Origin of the sequence: Nonomuraea endophytica, from assembly GCF_014203235.1 — a bacterium.
GTDB classification, from domain to species: Bacteria; Actinomycetota; Actinomycetes; order Streptosporangiales; family Streptosporangiaceae; genus Nonomuraea; species Nonomuraea endophytica.
In genome coordinates, this window is record NZ_JACHIN010000001.1 from 1,579,798 (window position 1) to 1,597,116 (window position 17,319).

Here is a 17,319-nt window from a genome sequence, read left to right on the forward strand (position 1 = left end):
TACTCAGGTCTCGACGACCTGAGCGCTGTCGAGGAGGGCCTTGATGTCCCCGGCTTCGGGGGCGCCGAGCCTGGAGAAGATGTCGAAGGCCTGACGTAGGCAGTCGGTGCTGCGGGTCGTGCTCCCCAGGCCCATCAGCGCCTTGCCCAGCACCTGGAGTGAGAGCGCCTCGCCGTAGGGGTGGCCGATCTCCCTGCTGACCACGAGCGCCTGCTCGGCGTGGCGGACGGCGTCGGAGTAGCGCTCGGCGGTGATGAACGTCTCGGCCAGGCGCGAGCAGACCCGCTGCTCCCACACCCGCTGCTTGCTCGCCCGGAAGAAGGAAAGGCACTCGGCGTGGTGGTGGACGGCCTCGGCGATGCGGCCGACCCGCGACAGGACGATGCCGAGGTGGTAGCGGGCGCGGGCGGTGCCGGCGCCGCTGCCGATCTCGGTGAAGATGGCCAGGCCCTTCTCGGCCGCGGCGATGGCGTCCTCGGGGCGGCCGAGGCCGAGGTGGTCGCGGGCGGAGTAGGACAGGACCAGCGCCTCACCGGCCGGCACGCCGTTCTCGCGGTAGAACTCCATCGCGGCGTCGAACCAGTTGAGCGCCTCGGTGTGGCGGCGCTGGCGGCCGACGACGACGGCCAGGGCGTTGCGCACCTCGCCGGTGACGACCTTCTCCTCGCGGTCCACCGACAGCTCGTGCACGATCCTGAACTGCTCTTCGGCCTGCTGCAGCTGGTTGCCGGCGAACAGCACCCGGCCCAGCACGTAACGGGCGCGCAGCTCGCTGCCGGCGTCGCCGATGCGCTGCGCGGTGGCCAGCACGGCCCGGGTGGCCAGGTCGAACTCGCGGGTGTGGGTGCCCGACTCCAGCAGCGGCTCCATCGCCAGCAGCATGTCGGCCGCGGGCAGCAGCTGCTCGCCGGTGCGCGAGGCCGAGGCGGCCTGGTTGATCGCGGCGAACAGCGCGTCGCCCTCGGCGATCAGCCACGCCACCGCCTCGTCGGCCGAGGTGAAGATGCGCCCGCTGCCGACCACGACCAGGTTGTCGGAGATCATGCTGCCCTCATAGGCGAGCCGGTGCGCCGACTGGCAGGAGGCCAGGTAGAAGCCGAGCAGCCGCCGCAACGCCATCGTGCGCGCCTGCGGCCGCTCCGACTTCTCCAAGGTACGGCGGGCGAACAGCTTGAGCAGATCGTGGAAGCGGTAACGGCCAGGAGCGGGCGCCTCCAGCAGGCTGGCGTCGACCAGCGACTCCAGCAGGTCCTCGGTCTCGAACGTGCTCATCGACAGCACCGCGGCGGCCGCCCCGGCGGAGATGTCGGGCCCGTTGGGCAGCGACAGCAGGCGGAAGGCCCGCGACTGGGCGGCGTCGAGCTGGCCGTAGCCGAGCGCGAAGGTGGCCTCGACGGCCAGGTTGCCCACCCGCAGCTCGTCCAGGCGGCGCTGCTCGTCGGTCAGCCGCGACACCAGCGAGGTGACCGTCCAGGAGGGGCGGGCGGCCAGCCGGGCGGCCACGATCCGCACCGCCAGCGGCAGGAACCCGCACGCGGCGACCACGTCCATGGCCGCGCCGTGCTCGGCCGCGACCCGCTCGGGCCCGGCCACGGTGGCGAACAGCGACAGCGCCTCGTCCGGCTCCATCACGTCCAGGTCGATCAGGCGGGCCGAGGGCAGGTCGGCCAGCTTGACCCGGCTGGTGACGATCGCCGCGCATCCGGGCGTGCCCGGCAGCAGCGGGCTGACCTGCTGGGCGTCGCGGGCGTTGTCGAGCAGCACCAGGATGCGCCGCTCGGCCAGCAGCGAGCGATACAGCGCCGAGCGCTCCGACAGCCCTTCCGGGATCACGTCCGGCGGGATGCCCAGCGCACGCAGGAACGCGCCCAGCGCCGACTCCGGCGCGGTCGCCTCGTCGGTGTAGCCGCGCAGGTCGGCGTAGAGCTGGCCGTCGGGGAACTGGTCGTCGGACAGGTGCGCCACGTGCACGGCCAGCGCCGTCTTGCCCACGCCGCCGATGCCGCAGATCGCCGCGACCGGGACACCCTCGTGGGTGCCGCTGTGCGCCGAGGACAGCAGCGTGCGCAGCCGTCCGGCGATCTCTTTTCGGCCGGTGAAGTCGTTGACCGCGGCGGGAAGCTGCGCCGGGCGCGGCAGCTCGTGCGCCGGCTCCTCCACGTCCTCGGTGTCGTCGCTGAGGTCGACCACGATCGAGACGGCCAGCGCCGGGTCGGCGGCCAGGATGCGCTGGTGCAGCACGGTCAGCTCGCGGCTGGGCTCCACGCCCAGCTCCTCGATCAGCGCCTCGCGGGTCTCGGTGAACACCGCCAGCGCGTCACCCTGCCGGCCGCACCGGTACAGGGCCAGCATCAGCTGGGCGCGCAGCCGTTCACGCAGGGGGTGGTCGGCGGTCAGCGCGACCAGCTCGGAGACGATCGCGGCGTGGTTGCCGAGCTCGAGGTCGACGTCCATGAGCGTCTCGACCACGCTGAGGCGGCGCTCGATCAGCCGGTCGCGCTGGTGGTCGGCGTACGGGCCGACGGCGCCGGCCAGCGGCTCGCCCTCGAACAACGCCAGCGCGTCGCGCATGCCTTTGGCCGCCTCCCCGGGCTTTCCCGCCCGGCGGGCGGCGTCGGCCTCGGTGATGCCGCGTTCGAAGCGGGTCAGGTCAAGGGCGCCGTCAGGCAGGCGCAGCGCGTACCCGCGGCCGACGGAGGTCAGCAGCTCGGGACGGGTGCGCGCGGGACGGTCGGGCTCCAGCACCGTGCGCAATCGGGAGACGTAGGTGCGCAACGCGCCCAGCGCGCGCGGCGGCGCGTCCTCGCCCCACACCGCGTCGATCATCTCCGTCGGCGTGACCGCCCGGCCTTCCCGCAACAGAAGCATGCCCAGAATGGAGCGCTGCAACGGGGTACCCAAATCGACTTCCTGGTCGCCGCGCCACGCGCGAACGGGACCGAGCACAGCGAAGCGCAGCTCGCTTTCGATGGCGTGACCAGCCATGCCGTGTGTCTCCCAGGCAATGGAACGATTTGTTACCAAATGATAGATCCATAATTGCCTAACACATAGGCATGAGCCAATTCGTTAACCGAAGCGTTGATTCGCCGTTGATCGGGTGTTGAGCCTGGCCGGTGATGCTGATAGAGCAGCGGGCATGGCCCCGATACGGGGGCGGCCGTGCCCGTCCCCATAGATATGAGGGGCCCCGCCCTGATATGTCGGGCGGGGCCTTAGCGGACGGTTGCTATGCGGCGGCCTCGACAAGCCCGAGTCTGCCTGACAGGCGTTCTCGGACCGCGGGCCATTCTGAGCTCAAGATCGAATAGAACGCGGTATCTCGGACCGTGTCGTCGGCGCCTCGGCTTTCCGCTCGCCGCACCCCGTCGAAGTGTGCGCCGAGGGCCTCGATGGCGGCCCGGGACCGTTCGTTTCTTACATCTGCCTTGAGCGTGATGCGGTGGACGTTCCAGGTCTCGAAGGCGAGCGAGAGCATGAGGTACTTGCTCTCCCGGTTCACACCTGTGCCCTGGGCCGAAGCGGCCAGCCAGGTGTAACCGATGTCCGCCACGGACGGGACGTCGCCCACCGTCGCGCGAGCACCCGGCGGCCAGGGCATGGGGCCCTGCCAGTACTCCAGGTTCATCAGACGGGTGGCACCGACCACACGGTCGGTGTGCAGCCACCGGATGGCGAAGGGCATCGTGCGGCCCTCCGCCTGCTCAGCCATGGCGGCCTCCACATAGGAGGCAACCTCGTCCCGGCCATGCGGGACGCGAGTGAAGGCGTAAGTGGAGCGGTCTTCACTCGCCGCGGCGGCGAGGTCTTCGACCGCCGCGAGGCTGAGAGGTTCCAGGCGCACGAGGCGCCCGGACAAGGTGACAAGAGCGGGCATGAGCACATGATGAGGGCTGCTGTGCCCACCTGTAACCACGTGACGCGGGTCAACATTTTCGGCTTGCGGAAAACAGGGTGTTTTCGCAGGTCAACCTGGAGAATCAGCCCAAAGATTCGCCCAACTGTGACACCAGCGAGCGGTGCCGTTCACGTGGCCGCCGCACGGACAGTTCTTTGAGTCCCATGAGCAGGTGATCAAGGCTGCCGGAGATCCACGGAAGGCACAGCGGGTCGGCCGAGTTGAGGGCGGTCAGCCGCTCCTCGGTGCTCTCCCCGTAGAGAAGGCTCGTGGCCACCCGTACGCGCGCCGCCGAGGGGTCGTCCCCGAAGGCGTGGCCGGGCAGGACGCCGATCCCGTGCTCGTCGAGCAGGATCCGGGTGACCTCCGCGGAGCCGCCCAGCCGCAGATGGCCGAGGTCCGGGTAGAGGTAGAAGCCGCCCTGCGGCTTGGCCACCGCGCAGCCCGCCTCGACGAACCGGTCGTAGACCGCCCGCGAGACCTTGGCGTGCAGCCGGCGGCTCTGGTTGACCCGCTCCACCAGCTCCGGCGGCTCGGTGAAGGCGTAGGCGGCGGCGTCCTGGACCGGCGCGGCCGGCGCCGACCAGATCTCGCTGGCCACCGCGAGCAACTGCCTGCGCAGTTGGGTCGCGCCGTCCGGCAGTCGCGCCACGCCGATGCGCCAGCCGCCCAGCGCCAGGCTCTTGCTCAGCCCCGTCGTGATGACCGTCCGCTCCGGCGCGAGATCGGCAGGAGAGGTGTACGGCAGCGCCGTGTCGTGCAGCAGATCCCGGTAGATCTCGTCGGAGATGATGACCAGGTCGAGCTCGCGGGCGACCTCCACCAGCCGGTGGATGGTCCGCGGCGACGCGAGCCGCCCGGTGGGGTTGTCCGGCAGCGTCACCAGCAGCGACCGTACGGTCCTGCCCTGGGTGCGCGCGTGCAGCACCGCGGAGACGAGCTTGTCGGGATCGGGCGCCCCACCCTCGCCGGGGGGCGCCGGAACCATGATGGGCTTGGCGCCGACCAGGTCGGCCTGGGCCGCGTAGCTGACCCAGCTCGGCGCGGTCATCACGATGTCGCCGCCCAGCGCCAGGATCATGCCGTAAAGGAGCGACTTGCTGCCCGGCCCGCACACCACGTAGTCGGGGTCGGTCGCCAGCCCTCGCCGGTTCCAGTAGCCCGCCGCGGCCTCGCGCAGCTCGGCCGCCCCCGCGACCGGGCCGTAGCCGTTGCGCTCGGATGCGGCGACCAGCTTGTCGCGCAGCGCCGGGTGGACGGGCAGCCCGGCCTCGCCGAAGGCGAGGTTGAGCACGCGTTCCCCGGCGCGCCGTCTTCGCTCGATGTCCTCGTTGGCCGCCAGCGTGGCGGAGAGGGTAACCGTCATGTTTGTCACGTTCCCAGCGTGGTTGGATAGAGGCATAAGTACAAGCGAGGCTTCATGTGGGTAGGCATAAGGAAGTCCGATGCTCGATCTGCGCCGTCTGACCTTGATCTGCGAGTTCGCCCGCCGGGGCAGCATCGCCGCGACCGCCACGGCGCTCGGTTACAGCCCGTCGGCGGTGTCCCAGCAACTCGTCGCGCTTGAGCGGGAGACCGGCACCGCGTTGCTCGACCGGACCGCGCGCAGCGCCGAGCTGACCGACGCGGGACGCCGTCTGGTGGCCCACGCCGAGCGCATCCTGGCCATGGTCGAGGAGGCCGAGTCCGACCTTTCCGCCCAGGCGGGCAGTCCCACCGGGCGCGTGGTCCTGACCGCCTTCCCGACGGCCGCGGTCGCCTTCGCGCCCGCCCTCGCCCGCACGCTGCGCCGCCACACCGAGCTGTCGCTCCGGCTCGGGCAGAGCCGCTCGGGCCGCGGCATGCGCGAGGTGCAGGCGGGCGAGGTCGACATCGCCCTCATCGACGACTGGTACGGCAGGGCCCGCGACAGCGACAGCACCCGGGTCTTCCCCCTCCTGCACGACCCCCTCGTGCTGGTGGTGCCCCGCAAGCACCGGCTGGCCGACCCCGACATCCCGCTCGACCTGGCCGAACTGCGCGACGAGCCGTGGATGGCGACCCCGGACGGCGAGCCGTCCCGGCTGGCCGTGGACCGCCTGTTCGTCGACGTGGGCGGCACCAAGCCCACGCCGTGGGAGTTCGAGGGCCTCGGGACGATCCTGTCGCTGGTGGCCAAGGGCATCGGGATCGCCGCGGTCCCGTCCCTGGCGCTGGCCGCGGGCGTGCGCGGCATCGCGGTGCGCACCTTCCCCGGCGACCCGGTCGGCAGGGAGGTGCACGCGGTGGCCCGTACCTCCAGCGTCCACCGGCCGTCGGTGTCGGTCACCCTGCGGGCCATCCACGTGGCCGCCCGCTACATCGCGGCCGATCTGGAGCAGCTGCGGCTGGCCGAGCGATAGCCTCTGCCGCATGGCGCCCACCTACGACATCGAGCGGCAGCTCCTCGCCCTGCCCAGCACCCGTCTGGTCGCGGGTGTCGACGAGGTCGGCAGGGGCGCCTGGGCGGGTCCCGTCACGGTCTGCGCCGTGGTGAGCGATCTGTCCGAGCCGCCGGCGGGGCTGACCGACTCCAAGCAGCTCACCCAGCGCCGCCGCGAGGGCCTCATCGGCGACCTGGAGTCCTGGGCCGCGGGCATCGGCTTCGGCGAGGCGTCCCACGCGGAGATCGACGCGCTGGGCATGACCGCGGCGCTGTCGCGGGCGGCCAGGCGGGCGCTGGAGGCCCTGCCGGTCCGCCCTGACGCGGTCATTCTCGACGGCGCCCACGACTACATCGGCCCGCCCTGGCCGGTCCGCCTGGAGGTCAAGGCGGACGCGGTGAGCGTCTCGGTGGCGGCCGCCTCGGTGCTGGCCAAGGTGCGGCGCGACGCGTACATGGGCACGATCGGCTGTGACGACTACGGCTTCGCCGACAACGCCGGCTACCCCTCGCCCATCCACCTGACCGCGCTGGCCGAGCACGGTCCCACGCCCCACCACCGGCTGTCCTGGTCCTACCTCGACGACCTGCCGAAGTGGCGCCACCTGAAGCGCCACCGCGACCCGCTCGTCGGCGAGGGCCAGGAGTCCCTGTTCGGCTAGATCGGGTAGTTGGCGCGGAAGACGCCGTTGGGGTCGCGCCGCCGCTTGATCTCCCGCAGCCGCTCGTAGGCGACCGCGCCGAACGCCTGCGCCGCCTTCTCCCCAGGCTTCAGGAAGGTGTACGGCTTGCGCCCCTCCCCGCCCAGCGCGGCGGCCAGCGCGATCTCCTTGCCCTCCACGTCACCGGTGCCCGGGATGCCGAACATGTAGAGCAGGTACGGATCGGCCACCGGCCCCGCCGCGCTGTCCGACGGCCCGGCCAGCGCCCCGCCCAGGTGCCGGATCTGCACGCTGAGCAGCGGGTCGATGGGCCCGCTCAGCAGCGCGGCCGCGTGCTCCAGGCTCGGCAGCAGCTCGGCGTGCGACTGGCCGGGGCCCGGGTCGGTCGGCTCCTGCTCGATGGAGCCGAGCTCGTGCACGGGCAGCACGGCGTGGGTGTCGGAGATCAGCCCGGCGATCTTGCCGAACGGCGCGAGCAGCGCCCTGGCCTCCCGCTCCGGGCCGAGGTAGGTGGAGTCGAGCGCCACGAACGGCGGGGCGCCGGGGAACTGGAGCAGGTCCAGCCACAGGGTCAGCTCGTCCGGCGCCACGGCCGTCACCCGCCGGAACGCCTCCAGCACCTCGGGGGCCCGCTCGGCCGGCCAGAGCAGCCGCCCGCCGTACAGCTGAGGGGCGGGTCGCAGGTCGATCTCCAGCGCGGTCACCACCGCGAAGTCGCCGCCACCGCCCCGCAGCGCCCAGAACAGGTCGGCGTCGGACTCGGCGCTCACCCGGCGCGGCGCGCCCTCGGCGTCGACGATCTCGAAGGCGCGCACGCTGTCGGCGGCCCAGCCCCACTTGCGGCTGAACCAGCTCAGCCCGCCGCCGAGCGTGTAGGCGGTCACGTTGACGGCGGGGGTGCTGCCGGCGACGCCGGTCAGCCCGTGCGGGCCGGCGGCTTCGAGGAGCTTGCCCCACTTGACGCCGGCGCCGACCCTGGCCACGCGGCCGTCCAGGGTGACCTCGTCCAGGCGGGAGGTGCGCAGGAGGATCGTGCCCTCGGTGTCGCCGCTGGCGCCGTGGCCGCTCGGCTGGGTGGTGACGGTCAGGCCGTGCGCGGCCGCGTGGCGGACCAGAGCTGCCACGTCGGCGGCGTGCGCGGCGTGGGCGACGGCCAGGACGGGCTGCTCGATCGCCAGGTTCCAGGGCTTGGTGGCCTGCTCGAAGGCGGCGTCGCCGGGGCGCAGGATCGGGCCGTCGAAGTTCTCGATGTTCATGGTTTCAGGCTCCAGCGGTGGTGCGGACGGTGACGTTGATGCGGTTCCAGGCGTTGATGTTCGCGATGGCCATGACTAGGGCGGCCAGCTGCTCTTCCGTGTAGTGATCGGCGGCGTCGTCCCAGACGTCGTCGGGCACGCCCGCCGGGTTGTCGCTCAGGCGGGTGGCGGCCTCGGCCAGGGCCAGCGCGGCGCGTTCCTCGTCGGTGTAGTACGGCGCCTCGCGCCACGCGGCCACTGACCAGAGGCGCTCGTCGCTCTCGCCGGCCTTCTTGGCGTCGCGGGCGTGCATGTCGACGCAGTAGCCGCAGCCGTTGATCTGGCTGACCCGCAGGCGGAGCAGCTCCAGGGTGCTCTGGGGGACGTCGCAGCGGCGCAGGTGGGCCTCGACGGCCAGCAGGCCCTGGTACCCGGCGGTGCCGATCTTGATGCGGGCGGTCATGGGTTATTCTCGCTTTCCTGGATGTTTAATATCTAGAATCTGGCTACGGAAGAAGCTCGCTCAACCGCTTTCTCAGGCGCGCAGGCTTTCGAAGCGGGCGCGGGTGCCCTCGCGGGTGTTCGGGTGCTTGCGCTGCACGGTCGCGGCGATGTCGGCGACGGTCTTGCCCGCCAGCGACTTGCGCCAGGCGAGGTCGGCCTGCCGCATGGCCATCGAGAGCTCGCAGTGCGCGCGATAGTCGACGTCGTCGCGGCCACCGGGACCCTTGCGCAGGATGCCCTCGCAGCGGAACGCGTCCTCGCGGCCCTCGATCGCCGTCACGATGTCGAGCAGGGTGATCTGGTCGGGCCGCCTGGCCAGCCTGAAGCCGCCGCGCGGGCCCGAGGTGGAGGTGAGGATGCCCGCCTTCACCAGGGACTGAAGCTGTTTGTTGAGGTAGGCGGCCGGCAACTCGTAGAAGGCCGCGAGTTTCTTCGCCGTGACCGCCTCGTCCTGGTCGAGCCACGTCATGTTGACGCAGCTGTGCAGCGCCCACTCGACGCCCTCGTTCATCCGCATATCCTGGATACTAGACCTCCAGAATAGGAAGCGCAACCCGGTTAGCATCTGAGGGGTGCGCATCGGGATCTTTCTGATCGCTGCCCAGTTTCCCGGGCAGGCAGCCGGTCAGGCGCTGGCCCAGGTCGTGGAGTGGATCGAGGCCGCCGAGGAGGCCGGGTTCGACGACGTGTGGATCGCCGAACACCACTTCATGTCGTACGGCGTGTGCCCGTCGGCCACCACGCTCGCGGCGCTGGCCCTGGGCCGGACCCGGCGCATCGGCGTCGGCACGGCGGTCAGCGTGCTGTCGGCCTGGCACCCGGTGGCGCTGGCCGAGCAGGCGGCGATGCTGCACCATCTGTCCGGTGGCCGGTTCACGCTCGGGGTCGGGCGCGGCGGGCCGTGGCTGGAGCTGGAGGTGCTCGGCACCGGCGTGGAGCGCTACGAGCGCGGGTTCGCGGAGTCGCTCGACGTGTTGTGTGCGGCGATGTCGGGGGAGCGGGTCGCGGCCGACGGGGAGTTCTTCAGGTTCCGTGAGGTGGAGATGGTCCCGGCGGCCCGGATGCGGCCGGTGGTGGCCTGCACGTCGCGGGCGACGCTGGCGCTGGCGGCGGAGCGTGGGCTGCCGATGCTGCTGGGCATGCACGTCGGCGACGAGGAGAAGGCGGCGTTGCTCCGCGAGCACGCGGCCCTGTCTGGTGGTGTCGGGGGGCATGTGGCGGCGGCCGTGGGGTTCGTGGGGGACTCGACCGAGCGGGCGGTGAGGGAGCTCAGGGAGGCCATGCCGCGCTGGCTGGAGCCGGGTCTGGCGGGATATGTGCCGGTGGATGGGCGGGCTCGCCCGCCCCGCGATATCCCGAAATATGTGGACTTCTTGAGTCGGACGCACCCGGTCGGCGACCCCGATCTCTGTGTCGAGCGGATCCGGCGCACCGCCGAGGTCACCGGCCTGCGCCACCTCGTCCTCATGGTCGAGGGCGGCGGGCCGGACCGGACTCTGGACAACATCCGCCGCCTCGGGCGGGAAGTGCTGCCGAGGGCCCGGCGGCCGACACCGCCGGGCCCCGTGCCGCCGGCTAGCAGTCCACCAGCTCCGGCTTCTGGTTGAGGATCTGCGCCCTGGGAGTCACGAACTCGGCGTGCGCCTTCTCGGCCGACGGGTCGAAGACGGCGACCCGGTGGCAGTTCTGGAAGGCGAGCCGTACCCCGAAGTGGCGCTCCAGCGCGCCGCGCATCGAGTCGCTGGCGAGGCAGCGCAGGAGCTGTCCCCGCGCCTCCTCCGACGGCGGCGGTACCTGGTTGTCGGCGAACTCGGCGCCGCTCTCACCACGCTGCTGGACCAGCTCGCTGATCACCGACCAGGCGTAGGGCAGGGAGTCGCGTACGCAGGCGACGAAGGCCGCGTCGTCGACCTCTCCGGCACGGGCCTGGTCGAGCAGATCGTTCGGAACGGTCAGCGACATGCTGTCTCCTCACTATGGAAGAAGGGGATCTATCTGACGCTAGGTGAGAGCCCCGGAGGGCTCCAGATGGCGGGAGGGGGACAGTCGTCTACTGGGCCAGCGCGGCCGGGCCGTACACGAAAGCGGGGTCGATCTGCGTGGCGAGGTCGAGGCCGGTGCGCTCGTTGGCCCACGCGCGGGCGTTGCGCAGGTGGAACTCGGCCGTCTGGCGGCCGAACCGCGCCCAGTCCTTGGGCTGCGCGTCAAGCTGCTTCAGCAGTACGGCCAGCGCGTCGAGGTTGCCGGTCTCCAGATCGGTCAGCTCGAACGGCCGCCCCTGCTCCAGGGCGCGCACGGCGGGCGAGTGCTCCATCCAGGTCAGCAGGTCGTCGCCCACGTGCTCGCGCAGGAACTCGACGTCGCCTGGGTCCTGCACCTTGTTGCCGACGACCGCGATCGGCACCTCGAAGTCGGCGGCGTAGTCGCGGTACTGCCGGTAGACGCTGACGCCCTGCCGGGTCGGCTCGGCGACGAGCACGGTCAGGTCGAAGCGGGTGAACAGCCCGGAGGCGAAGGAGTCGGCCCCGGCGGTCATGTCGACCACGACGTATTCGCCGGCCTCGTCCACCAGGTGGTTGAGCAGGAGCTCGACCGCGCCGACCTTGGAGTGGTAGCAGGCGACGCCGAGGTCCTCCTCGCCGAACGGGCCGGTCACCATGAGCCGCGGGCCCTCGGGCGTGGCCACCGAGTAGGGCAGGTCCTCGAACGTCAGCAGCCGCGAGCCGCGTCCCGGCGGGGTGGTTTTGACCATGGCGGCGGCCGAGGGGATGCGCGGGTTGTCGCCGCGCAGCAGGTCCTTGATCTCGGTGAGGCGGGCGCCGAGCGGCTCGGGCTGGGTGTCGAGGCCGAGCACGAGCGCGAGGTGCTGATTGATGTCGGCGTCGACCGCGACGACCGGGCTGCCCTGGCCTGCCACGTATCTGGCGAACAGCGCGGACATGGTGGTCTTGCCGCTGCCGCCCTTCCCCACGAATGCCACGCGCACGCCGGAGCCTCCTTTGGTTTTGAAAACCGTTTTCGTTCTCGGGTGCGCTCATCATGCCACACTGCGGCCATGAGAGATGAAGCTTTGGCGCGAGTCGCGGAACTGAACCGGGCGGGCAAGCTGGAGGAGGCACACGCGGCGCTGCTGGAGGTGTCGGCCGCGTATCCGGATGATCCGGACGTGGCGCGGGAGACGGCCTACGCGCACGACCGGCTCGGGCTGGAGAGCGAGGCGGTGCCGTACTACGAGAAGGCGCTTGAGCTGCGGGCGGATGACCGGCTCGGGGTGTTCACCGGGTTCGGCAGCACGCTGCGGGTGCTCGGCCGCTATGACGAGGCGCTGGAGATGCTGGAGCGCGGGCTGGGCGAGTTCCCGGGCGATCCGGCGTTGCGCGCCTTCCGGGCGATGGCGCTGCACAACAAGGGAGCCCACCGCGAGGCGGTGAGCTCCCTGCTGAAGCTGGTGTCGGAGGGCGAGCAGGCCGGTGGCTACGGCCGCGCGCTCGCCTACTACGCCGACAACCTCGACCTGGTCGTGGACTAACCGCAGGTCTCGTCGAGGGCGATCGGGCGGTCGGCGCTCGGCGCCAGCGTCGGCGTGGGTGTCGGGCGTTCGCCGGGGGCGGTGGCGGTCTTGTTCGCCGGTCGCTCGGCCAGCGCCTGCTCGACCTTGCGCCTGATCAGCTGCCAGTCGGGGTAGGCGGTGCTGATCAGCGGCGGCACGAAGCTGAGGCTGCGGATCCTGGTGTCCTTGACCTTCTGCGCCAGGTCGACCAGGGCGGGCAGCAGGCTCTGCGGGATGTCGGTGGAGATGGCCCGCTTGGTGGCGGTGGCCAGGCTCTCGAAGCTGTTGAGCACGGTCATCGGGTCCGCCTGCTTGGCCACCGCGTTGAGCAGGCACTTCTGGCGGCCCATGCGGACGTAGTCGTCGCTGTCGGTGCGCGAGCGGCCGTACCAGAGCGCTTCCTCGCCGGAGAGCTTGCGGGTGCCGGCGGGCAGCAGGCCCTCGCGGTACTTGCCGTAGACGATGGGCTCCTTGATGGTGACCTTGACTCCGCCCATGGCATCGACGATCTGGGCGAAGCCATACATGTCAACCATCGCGTAGTAGGTGACCGGGATGCCGAGGATGCCGCTGATCGTCTGCTTGAGCAGCGCCGGGCCGCGCTGGCCCTTGTGCACGCCGGGGGTCATCTCGGGGTAGTCCTCGGCGTACTGGAAGACCTCGTTGAGCAGGCCGGGTGTGTACGGCGGCTCGCCGGTGAAGCCGTAGGGGAAGCGCTGGCGGGCCGGGCCGGCGGGCAGGGGCACGTTCTCCAGGTTGCGCGGCAGGCCGAGCAGGGTGGTGGCGCCGGTGGCCACGTCCACGCTGGCCACGGTCATGCTGTCGGTACGCACGCCCGGCCGGTTGGCGGCGGCGTCGGCGCCGACGAGCAGGATGTTGACCCGATCGGCCCCGCTCCACGGGTCGGCGGCGACGACCGGGGCGGTGTTCGTGTTGTTGAACAGCGTGGTGACCACGTCGCGCGAGACATAGGCCAGGCGGGCGGCGTAGGCGGTCGGGGCGACGACCAGGACGCACAGGACGACGGCCAGGATCGTGGTGGCCTTGCGGGCGGCGGTGTCGGAGGCGGCCGGCCGTACCAGGGCATAGGACCAGATGATCACCGTGGACCAGGCGACGGCGATCGCGATCAGCGTGACCGTGAGGGTCGTCAGCCAGCTCGGCTGGACCGCCAGCGACAGCAGGTGGCTGCCGAGCACGGTGACCACGGTCAGCACGGAGGCGAGCAGCAGCGCGTAGACGGCCATCAGCGCCAGGCCGGTACGCCGCCGGCCGGTGGCCAGATGGGCCACCCCCCACAGCAAGGCCGAGCCGAAGGTCAGCGCGATGCTGGCGCCGAGGCTGAATTCGCGATCTCTGGCTGCCATCCCCTGCCAACCCCCGTTTCGAGCAGATCATCTCAGATTAGTAACGGTTTAGGGATGATTGGGACAAAATCCGGAGTGTGGCGCGTCAATTCACGGCAACGGAAACTTGCGATATAACGTGAGTGTGAGACGTGGAAAGTATGGATTCGACGCGCCGTTGCCCTTCGCGGGACTGGTCGTGGGAGCCCTTGTGCTGCTGGCTCTCACGATCGTCTCCTTCGCCTATGACGTGGCGCCCGCCGGCGTCGCCTTCCTCCTCGGAGGTCTATATACCCTGGCCAGCGCGTTCAGCTACGCGTACACCACTCGCCGCGGAAAGTTCGAGATCTGGGCGAGGGAGCTCGACGACCTCGACGGCGGCGAACGTGTGCTGGACCTCGGCTGCGGGCGCGGCGCGGTGCTCATGGCCGCCGCGCGGCGGCTGTCCAAGGGGTACGCGACCGGCCTCGACCTGTGGCGCACCAAGGACCAGTCGGGCAACCGCGCCGCCGCCACCCTGGCCAACGCCGAGGCCGAAGGCGTCGCCGACCGGATCGAACTCGTCACCGGCGACATGCGGGCGCTGCCGTTCGTCGGCGACAGCTTCGACGCGGTCGTCTCCAGCCTCGCCATCCACAACATCGGCACGGCCGAGGGACGCGCCGAGGCCGTCCGCGAGGCCTACCGCGTGCTCGCGCCGGGCGGCCGCCTGCTGATCGCCGACTTCCAGCGCACCGAGGAGTACGAGGCGGTCCTGCGCGGCCTCGGCGCCTCTGACGTGCGGCGACGCGACCTCGGCTGGCGATTCTGGTACGGCGGGCCGTGGTTCGCCACCCGGATGGTGGAGGCCTACAAGAGGTGATCCGGGGTACCGGGTTGTCTCATGAGCGGTGTTGAGACCGGCACCATCACCACCAAGGTGCCCGCCAGACTCGACCGGCTGCCCTGGTCGCGCTGGCACTGGATGATCGTCATCGGCCTGGGGACCGTATGGATTCTGGACGGCCTCGAAGTCACCATCGTGGGCAACCTCTCCGCCCAGCTCGCCAAACCCGGCAGCGGCCTGGACATCACGCAGGCCCAGGTCGCCGGCCTCGCCGCCGCCCTCTACGTGGCCGGGGCGTGCTCGGGCGCGTTGTTCTTCGGCTGGCTGACCGACCGGTTCGGCCGCAAGAAGCTCTTCATCATCACGCTGGTGGTCTACCTGGTCGCCACGCTGATGACCGCGTTCTCCTTCAGCGCGTGGTGGTTCTTCCTGTTCCGCTTCCTGACCGGCTTCGGCATCGGCGGCGAGTACGCCGCGATCAACTCCGCCATCGACGAACTCATCCCCAGCCGCCACCGCGGCCGCGTCGACATCCTCATCAACGGCAGCTACTGGCTCGGCGCCGCCGGAGGCGCCCTGCTGACCGTCCCGCTGCTCAACGACCTGCCGGTCAACATCGGGTGGCGCGTGGCGTTCGGGCTCGGCGTGGTGCTGGGCCTGGCCATCTTGCTGGTACGCAGGAACGTGCCCGAGAGCCCACGCTGGCTGTTCATCCACGGCCGGGAGAAGGAGGCCGAGCGGATCGTCGGCGAGATCGAAGAGCAGGTGGCCGGCGACCTGCCCGAGCCGTCCGAGTCCATCACGGTCCACCAGCGCAAGTCGATCGGGTTCATCCGGATCGCGCACACCCTCGTGGCGCTCTACCCCAAGCGGACCGTGCTGGGGCTGTCGTTGTTCATCGGACAGGCGTTCCTCTACAACGCCATCACGTTCGGGTACGCGCAGATCTTGTCCACTTTCTACCAGATTGATACGTATACCGGGTATTACTTCGCGGTGATCGCGGTCGGGAACTTCCTGGGGCCTTTGCTGCTCGGGCCGCTGTTCGACACGGTGGGGCGGGTGCCGATGATCTCGGCCACGTACATCGGGTCGGGGGTGTTGCTGCTGGGCACGGCCTGGATGTTCAACGAGGGCATGCTGACCGCCGTGACCTTGACTGCTTGCTGGTCGGTGGTGCTGTTCGTGGCGTCGGCCGGGGCCAGCTCGGCCTATCTGACGGTCAGCGAGATCTTCCCCATGGAGACGCGGGCCATGGCCATCGCCTTCTTCTTCGCGATCGGGACGGCGGCGGGTGGCATCGCCGGGCCGCTGCTGTTCGCGGCGCTGGTGGAGAGCGGCGTCCCGGGCGACACGGCGCTGGCGTTCGCCATCGGAGCGATCCTGATGATCGCCGCCGGACTCGTAGAGCTGATCTTCGGCGTCAAGGCCGAACGCCAAAGCCTCGAACGCATAGCCACCCCCCTGTCCGCCAAAACCCCCACCTAACCCCCTCCGAGCTTCCGGCTGGGCGCTGCGCTGGGTCTTCCGCTCTTGCGGGTCCATGGGGTGGTTGGCGTGCTGGTGGCTTGTGTGCCCGGGGGTCAGAGGAGGCGGGGGAGGGTGGGGCGCATGACGCGGAGGGCGGCGCCGGCGTCGGCGAGGTAGAGGTGGGGGACGTCGACGAACACGCGCATCGGGCCCTGGTCCAGGCCGAGGTTCCGCGCCATCTCGGCCTGGACGTCGGCGAGCGGCAGGTAGTTCAGGTAGCTGGTGAAGGCGTTCTGGGAGCGGAAGGTGGCGGTCATCAGCAGGCGGTCGTCTCGGGCCCGGAAGGCCAGGCCGGTCAGGCAGGGGACCGAGTCATAGGGCTCGCCGGGGGTGGTCAGGGAGATCCAGCCGCTCTTGCTGTACGGCCTGGCCCGCAGCAGTTCCGCCGCCCAGGTCAGCTGGCCCTTGATGCGGGCGCCGTAGCTGTACTTGAACGGCTCGACGATCGTGTCCTCGGTGAACTTCCTGGTGTAGAGGGCCAGCTTGGCGGCGTCGCCGTACCGCTCGACGATGGGGTCGGCGGGGCGGGGGCGGGTGATCTCGACCAGCACGGGCGGGCCCTCGATGACGGGGCCGCGGTCGTCGTCGGCTGGGACGCCGGAAATCCAGACATGGCGGATCAGACCGATCCACGCCTCCCCACATGACGCCCATTGCACTGGGCTGTCCATTTACGTCTCCATATTCGGGAATTTGTAGGGGTTGTGGGGAAGTCGGCGTCGCCTTGTCACGTTGCAACGCACGTAGTAGATCGAGTAGTGCACCAGGGCCACGAGCAGGATGCTGGTCAGCAGCAGGAGCAGGTTCGGGTACGTCCTGGACAGTCCGGTAATGCCTACTGTCAGGTACGCCGAGTTGACCAGGGCCATCATCATCACGTTGATGCCCGGCCAGGTCAGCGGCGCGTACGTCTCCGGGAAGCGCGGGTCGACGGGCAGGTTGGGTGTCCAGTCGAGCTCGTCCTTCAACTGCGCCGTGTACAGCAGGCGGAAGTTGTTGATGGCTCTGGCCGTCCTGCCGTGCGCGTTGACCGCTTCGATCAGGCGCAGGAACGGCAGCACCCCCAGCAGCCCGAAGGCGGCCACCAGCGCGAAGAGGTACGCGGGGACGGTCTGCCAGGTCGTCAGATCCTGCGGATTGACGACCTTGGCACTGGTCAGCGCGATCGTGGCGAGGAACGGCACCGACAACAGGCTCATCGCGAGCCTGGTCATCTTGAGCCGTTCTTCCTTCGCGGCCAGGTGGACCTGGTAGATGCCGCTGAAGTCCACGGCGGCTAGTTGGAGGAAGTGGGTCGCTTCGAGCGGCCCCGGTGAGGGGGATGACTTCCGCATGAGCGTGCTCCTGGATGGCCCGGTGAATCCAGT

At 70.4% G+C, this 17,319-nt stretch carries 17 protein-coding genes; 6 read left to right on the forward strand and 11 right to left on the reverse strand.

Going from position 1 to position 17,319, the window contains the following annotated elements; genetic code table 11:
- Positions 1-3: 3 nt before the first annotated feature.
- The 3 genes from HNR40_RS07700 to HNR40_RS07710 all read right to left on the reverse strand — a co-directional run bounded on the left by HNR40_RS07700 (position 4) and on the right by HNR40_RS07710 (position 5,264).
- Positions 4-2,985 (reverse strand): AfsR/SARP family transcriptional regulator, encoded by a 2,982-nt coding sequence (locus HNR40_RS07700; RefSeq protein WP_184959222.1) that lies wholly within the window; start codon positions 2,983-2,985, stop codon positions 4-6.
- A 244-nt stretch (positions 2,986-3,229) separates the two neighbouring features.
- Positions 3,230-3,877, reverse strand: coding sequence for a GNAT family N-acetyltransferase (locus tag HNR40_RS07705; RefSeq protein ID WP_184959223.1), 648 nt, complete (start codon positions 3,875-3,877; stop codon positions 3,230-3,232).
- A gap of 103 nt (positions 3,878-3,980) precedes the next feature.
- Positions 3,981-5,264, reverse strand: a complete 1,284-nt coding sequence (locus tag HNR40_RS07710) for a pyridoxal phosphate-dependent aminotransferase (protein ID WP_184959224.1) — start codon at positions 5,262-5,264, stop codon at positions 3,981-3,983.
- Between the two features lie 79 nt (positions 5,265-5,343).
- On the opposite strand from HNR40_RS07710, the gene HNR40_RS07715 reads away from it, so the two are divergent.
- Positions 5,344-6,279: a LysR family transcriptional regulator gene (locus HNR40_RS07715; protein WP_184959225.1), complete on the forward strand. Its 936-nt coding sequence runs from the start codon at positions 5,344-5,346 to the stop codon at positions 6,277-6,279.
- A gap of 10 nt (positions 6,280-6,289) precedes the next feature.
- The gene (gene rnhB, locus HNR40_RS07720; protein ID WP_184959226.1) at positions 6,290-6,961 is read left to right on the forward strand and encodes a ribonuclease HII; all 672 of its coding nucleotides are present in this window, start codon (positions 6,290-6,292) and stop codon (positions 6,959-6,961) included.
- Here the strand turns inward: rnhB and HNR40_RS07725 are convergent.
- The 3 genes from HNR40_RS07725 to HNR40_RS07735 all read right to left on the reverse strand — a co-directional run bounded on the left by HNR40_RS07725 (position 6,958) and on the right by HNR40_RS07735 (position 9,217).
- A complete protein-coding gene (locus HNR40_RS07725; protein WP_184959227.1) occupies positions 6,958-8,217 on the reverse strand; it encodes an FAD-binding oxidoreductase in 1,260 nt (419 codons plus the stop codon). The two genes, rnhB and HNR40_RS07725, sit on opposite strands and share 4 nt — an antisense overlap.
- Before the next feature lie 4 nt (positions 8,218-8,221).
- Positions 8,222-8,659: a carboxymuconolactone decarboxylase family protein gene (locus HNR40_RS07730; RefSeq protein WP_184959229.1), complete on the reverse strand. Its 438-nt coding sequence runs from the start codon at positions 8,657-8,659 to the stop codon at positions 8,222-8,224.
- A 72-nt stretch (positions 8,660-8,731) separates the two neighbouring features.
- On the reverse strand, positions 8,732-9,217 hold the full coding sequence (locus HNR40_RS07735; protein WP_184959231.1) for an RrF2 family transcriptional regulator: 486 nt from the start codon (positions 9,215-9,217) through the stop codon (positions 8,732-8,734).
- Positions 9,218-9,272: 55 nt separating this feature from the next.
- Here HNR40_RS07735 and HNR40_RS07740 point away from each other — a divergent pair, with 55 nt between their 5' ends.
- The gene (locus HNR40_RS07740; RefSeq protein WP_184959233.1) at positions 9,273-10,307 is read left to right on the forward strand and encodes an LLM class flavin-dependent oxidoreductase; all 1,035 of its coding nucleotides are present in this window, start codon (positions 9,273-9,275) and stop codon (positions 10,305-10,307) included.
- On the opposite strand, the gene HNR40_RS07745 is transcribed toward HNR40_RS07740, so the two are convergent.
- A complete protein-coding gene (locus HNR40_RS07745; RefSeq protein ID WP_184959235.1) occupies positions 10,276-10,662 on the reverse strand; it encodes an SCO5389 family protein in 387 nt (128 codons plus the stop codon). The two genes, HNR40_RS07740 and HNR40_RS07745, sit on opposite strands and share 32 nt — an antisense overlap.
- Positions 10,663-10,750: 88 nt before the next feature.
- Positions 10,751-11,686: an ATP-binding protein gene (locus tag HNR40_RS07750; RefSeq protein ID WP_184959237.1), complete on the reverse strand. Its 936-nt coding sequence runs from the start codon at positions 11,684-11,686 to the stop codon at positions 10,751-10,753.
- Between the two features lie 69 nt (positions 11,687-11,755).
- On the opposite strand from HNR40_RS07750, the gene HNR40_RS07755 reads away from it, so the two are divergent.
- Positions 11,756-12,229, forward strand: coding sequence for a tetratricopeptide repeat protein (locus HNR40_RS07755; RefSeq protein ID WP_184959239.1), 474 nt, complete (start codon positions 11,756-11,758; stop codon positions 12,227-12,229).
- On the opposite strand, the gene HNR40_RS07760 is transcribed toward HNR40_RS07755, so the two are convergent.
- Positions 12,226-13,617 carry an LCP family protein gene (locus HNR40_RS07760; RefSeq protein WP_184959241.1) on the reverse strand — a complete coding sequence of 464 codons (1,392 nt, stop codon included), beginning with the start codon at positions 13,615-13,617 and terminating at the stop codon, positions 12,226-12,228. The genes HNR40_RS07755 and HNR40_RS07760 overlap by 4 nt on opposite strands.
- A 124-nt stretch (positions 13,618-13,741) precedes the next feature.
- Here HNR40_RS07760 and HNR40_RS07765 point away from each other — a divergent pair, with 124 nt between their 5' ends.
- Positions 13,742-14,458, forward strand: coding sequence for a class I SAM-dependent methyltransferase (locus tag HNR40_RS07765; protein ID WP_312896227.1), 717 nt, complete (start codon positions 13,742-13,744; stop codon positions 14,456-14,458).
- A gap of 21 nt (positions 14,459-14,479) precedes the next feature.
- The gene (locus HNR40_RS07770) at positions 14,480-15,910 is read left to right on the forward strand and encodes an MFS transporter (protein ID WP_184959245.1); all 1,431 of its coding nucleotides are present in this window, start codon (positions 14,480-14,482) and stop codon (positions 15,908-15,910) included.
- 95 nt (positions 15,911-16,005) lie between these two features.
- On the opposite strand, the gene HNR40_RS07775 is transcribed toward HNR40_RS07770, so the two are convergent.
- Together HNR40_RS07775 and HNR40_RS07780 are read right to left on the reverse strand one after the other, a co-directional pair.
- Positions 16,006-16,623: a thymidylate synthase family protein gene (locus HNR40_RS07775; RefSeq protein WP_184959247.1), complete on the reverse strand. Its 618-nt coding sequence runs from the start codon at positions 16,621-16,623 to the stop codon at positions 16,006-16,008.
- On the reverse strand, positions 16,624-17,286 hold the full coding sequence (locus HNR40_RS07780; protein ID WP_184959249.1) for a hypothetical protein: 663 nt from the start codon (positions 17,284-17,286) through the stop codon (positions 16,624-16,626).
- Positions 17,287-17,319 lie beyond the last annotated feature (33 nt).

Coding starts and splice junctions, on each gene's coding strand:
- HNR40_RS07775 (WP_184959247.1), bottom strand. CDS start 16,623: ATGGACAGCCCAGTGCAATGGGCGTCATGTGGGGAGGCGTGGATCGGT.
- HNR40_RS07780 (WP_184959249.1), bottom strand. CDS start 17,286: ATGCGGAAGTCATCCCCCTCACCGGGGCCGCTCGAAGCGACCCACTTC.
- HNR40_RS07725 (WP_184959227.1), bottom strand. CDS start 8,217: ATGAACATCGAGAACTTCGACGGCCCGATCCTGCGCCCCGGCGACGCC.
- HNR40_RS07710 (WP_184959224.1), bottom strand. CDS start 5,264: ATGACGGTTACCCTCTCCGCCACGCTGGCGGCCAACGAGGACATCGAG.
- rnhB (WP_184959226.1), top strand. CDS start 6,290: ATGGCGCCCACCTACGACATCGAGCGGCAGCTCCTCGCCCTGCCCAGC.
- HNR40_RS07760 (WP_184959241.1), bottom strand. CDS start 13,617: ATGGCAGCCAGAGATCGCGAATTCAGCCTCGGCGCCAGCATCGCGCTG.
- HNR40_RS07745 (WP_184959235.1), bottom strand. CDS start 10,662: ATGTCGCTGACCGTTCCGAACGATCTGCTCGACCAGGCCCGTGCCGGA.
- HNR40_RS07735 (WP_184959231.1), bottom strand. CDS start 9,217: ATGCGGATGAACGAGGGCGTCGAGTGGGCGCTGCACAGCTGCGTCAAC.
- HNR40_RS07700 (WP_184959222.1), bottom strand. CDS start 2,985: ATGGCTGGTCACGCCATCGAAAGCGAGCTGCGCTTCGCTGTGCTCGGT.
- HNR40_RS07730 (WP_184959229.1), bottom strand. CDS start 8,659: ATGACCGCCCGCATCAAGATCGGCACCGCCGGGTACCAGGGCCTGCTG.
- HNR40_RS07755 (WP_184959239.1), top strand. CDS start 11,756: ATGAGAGATGAAGCTTTGGCGCGAGTCGCGGAACTGAACCGGGCGGGC.
- HNR40_RS07770 (WP_184959245.1), top strand. CDS start 14,480: ATGAGCGGTGTTGAGACCGGCACCATCACCACCAAGGTGCCCGCCAGA.
- HNR40_RS07715 (WP_184959225.1), top strand. CDS start 5,344: ATGCTCGATCTGCGCCGTCTGACCTTGATCTGCGAGTTCGCCCGCCGG.
- HNR40_RS07705 (WP_184959223.1), bottom strand. CDS start 3,877: ATGCCCGCTCTTGTCACCTTGTCCGGGCGCCTCGTGCGCCTGGAACCT.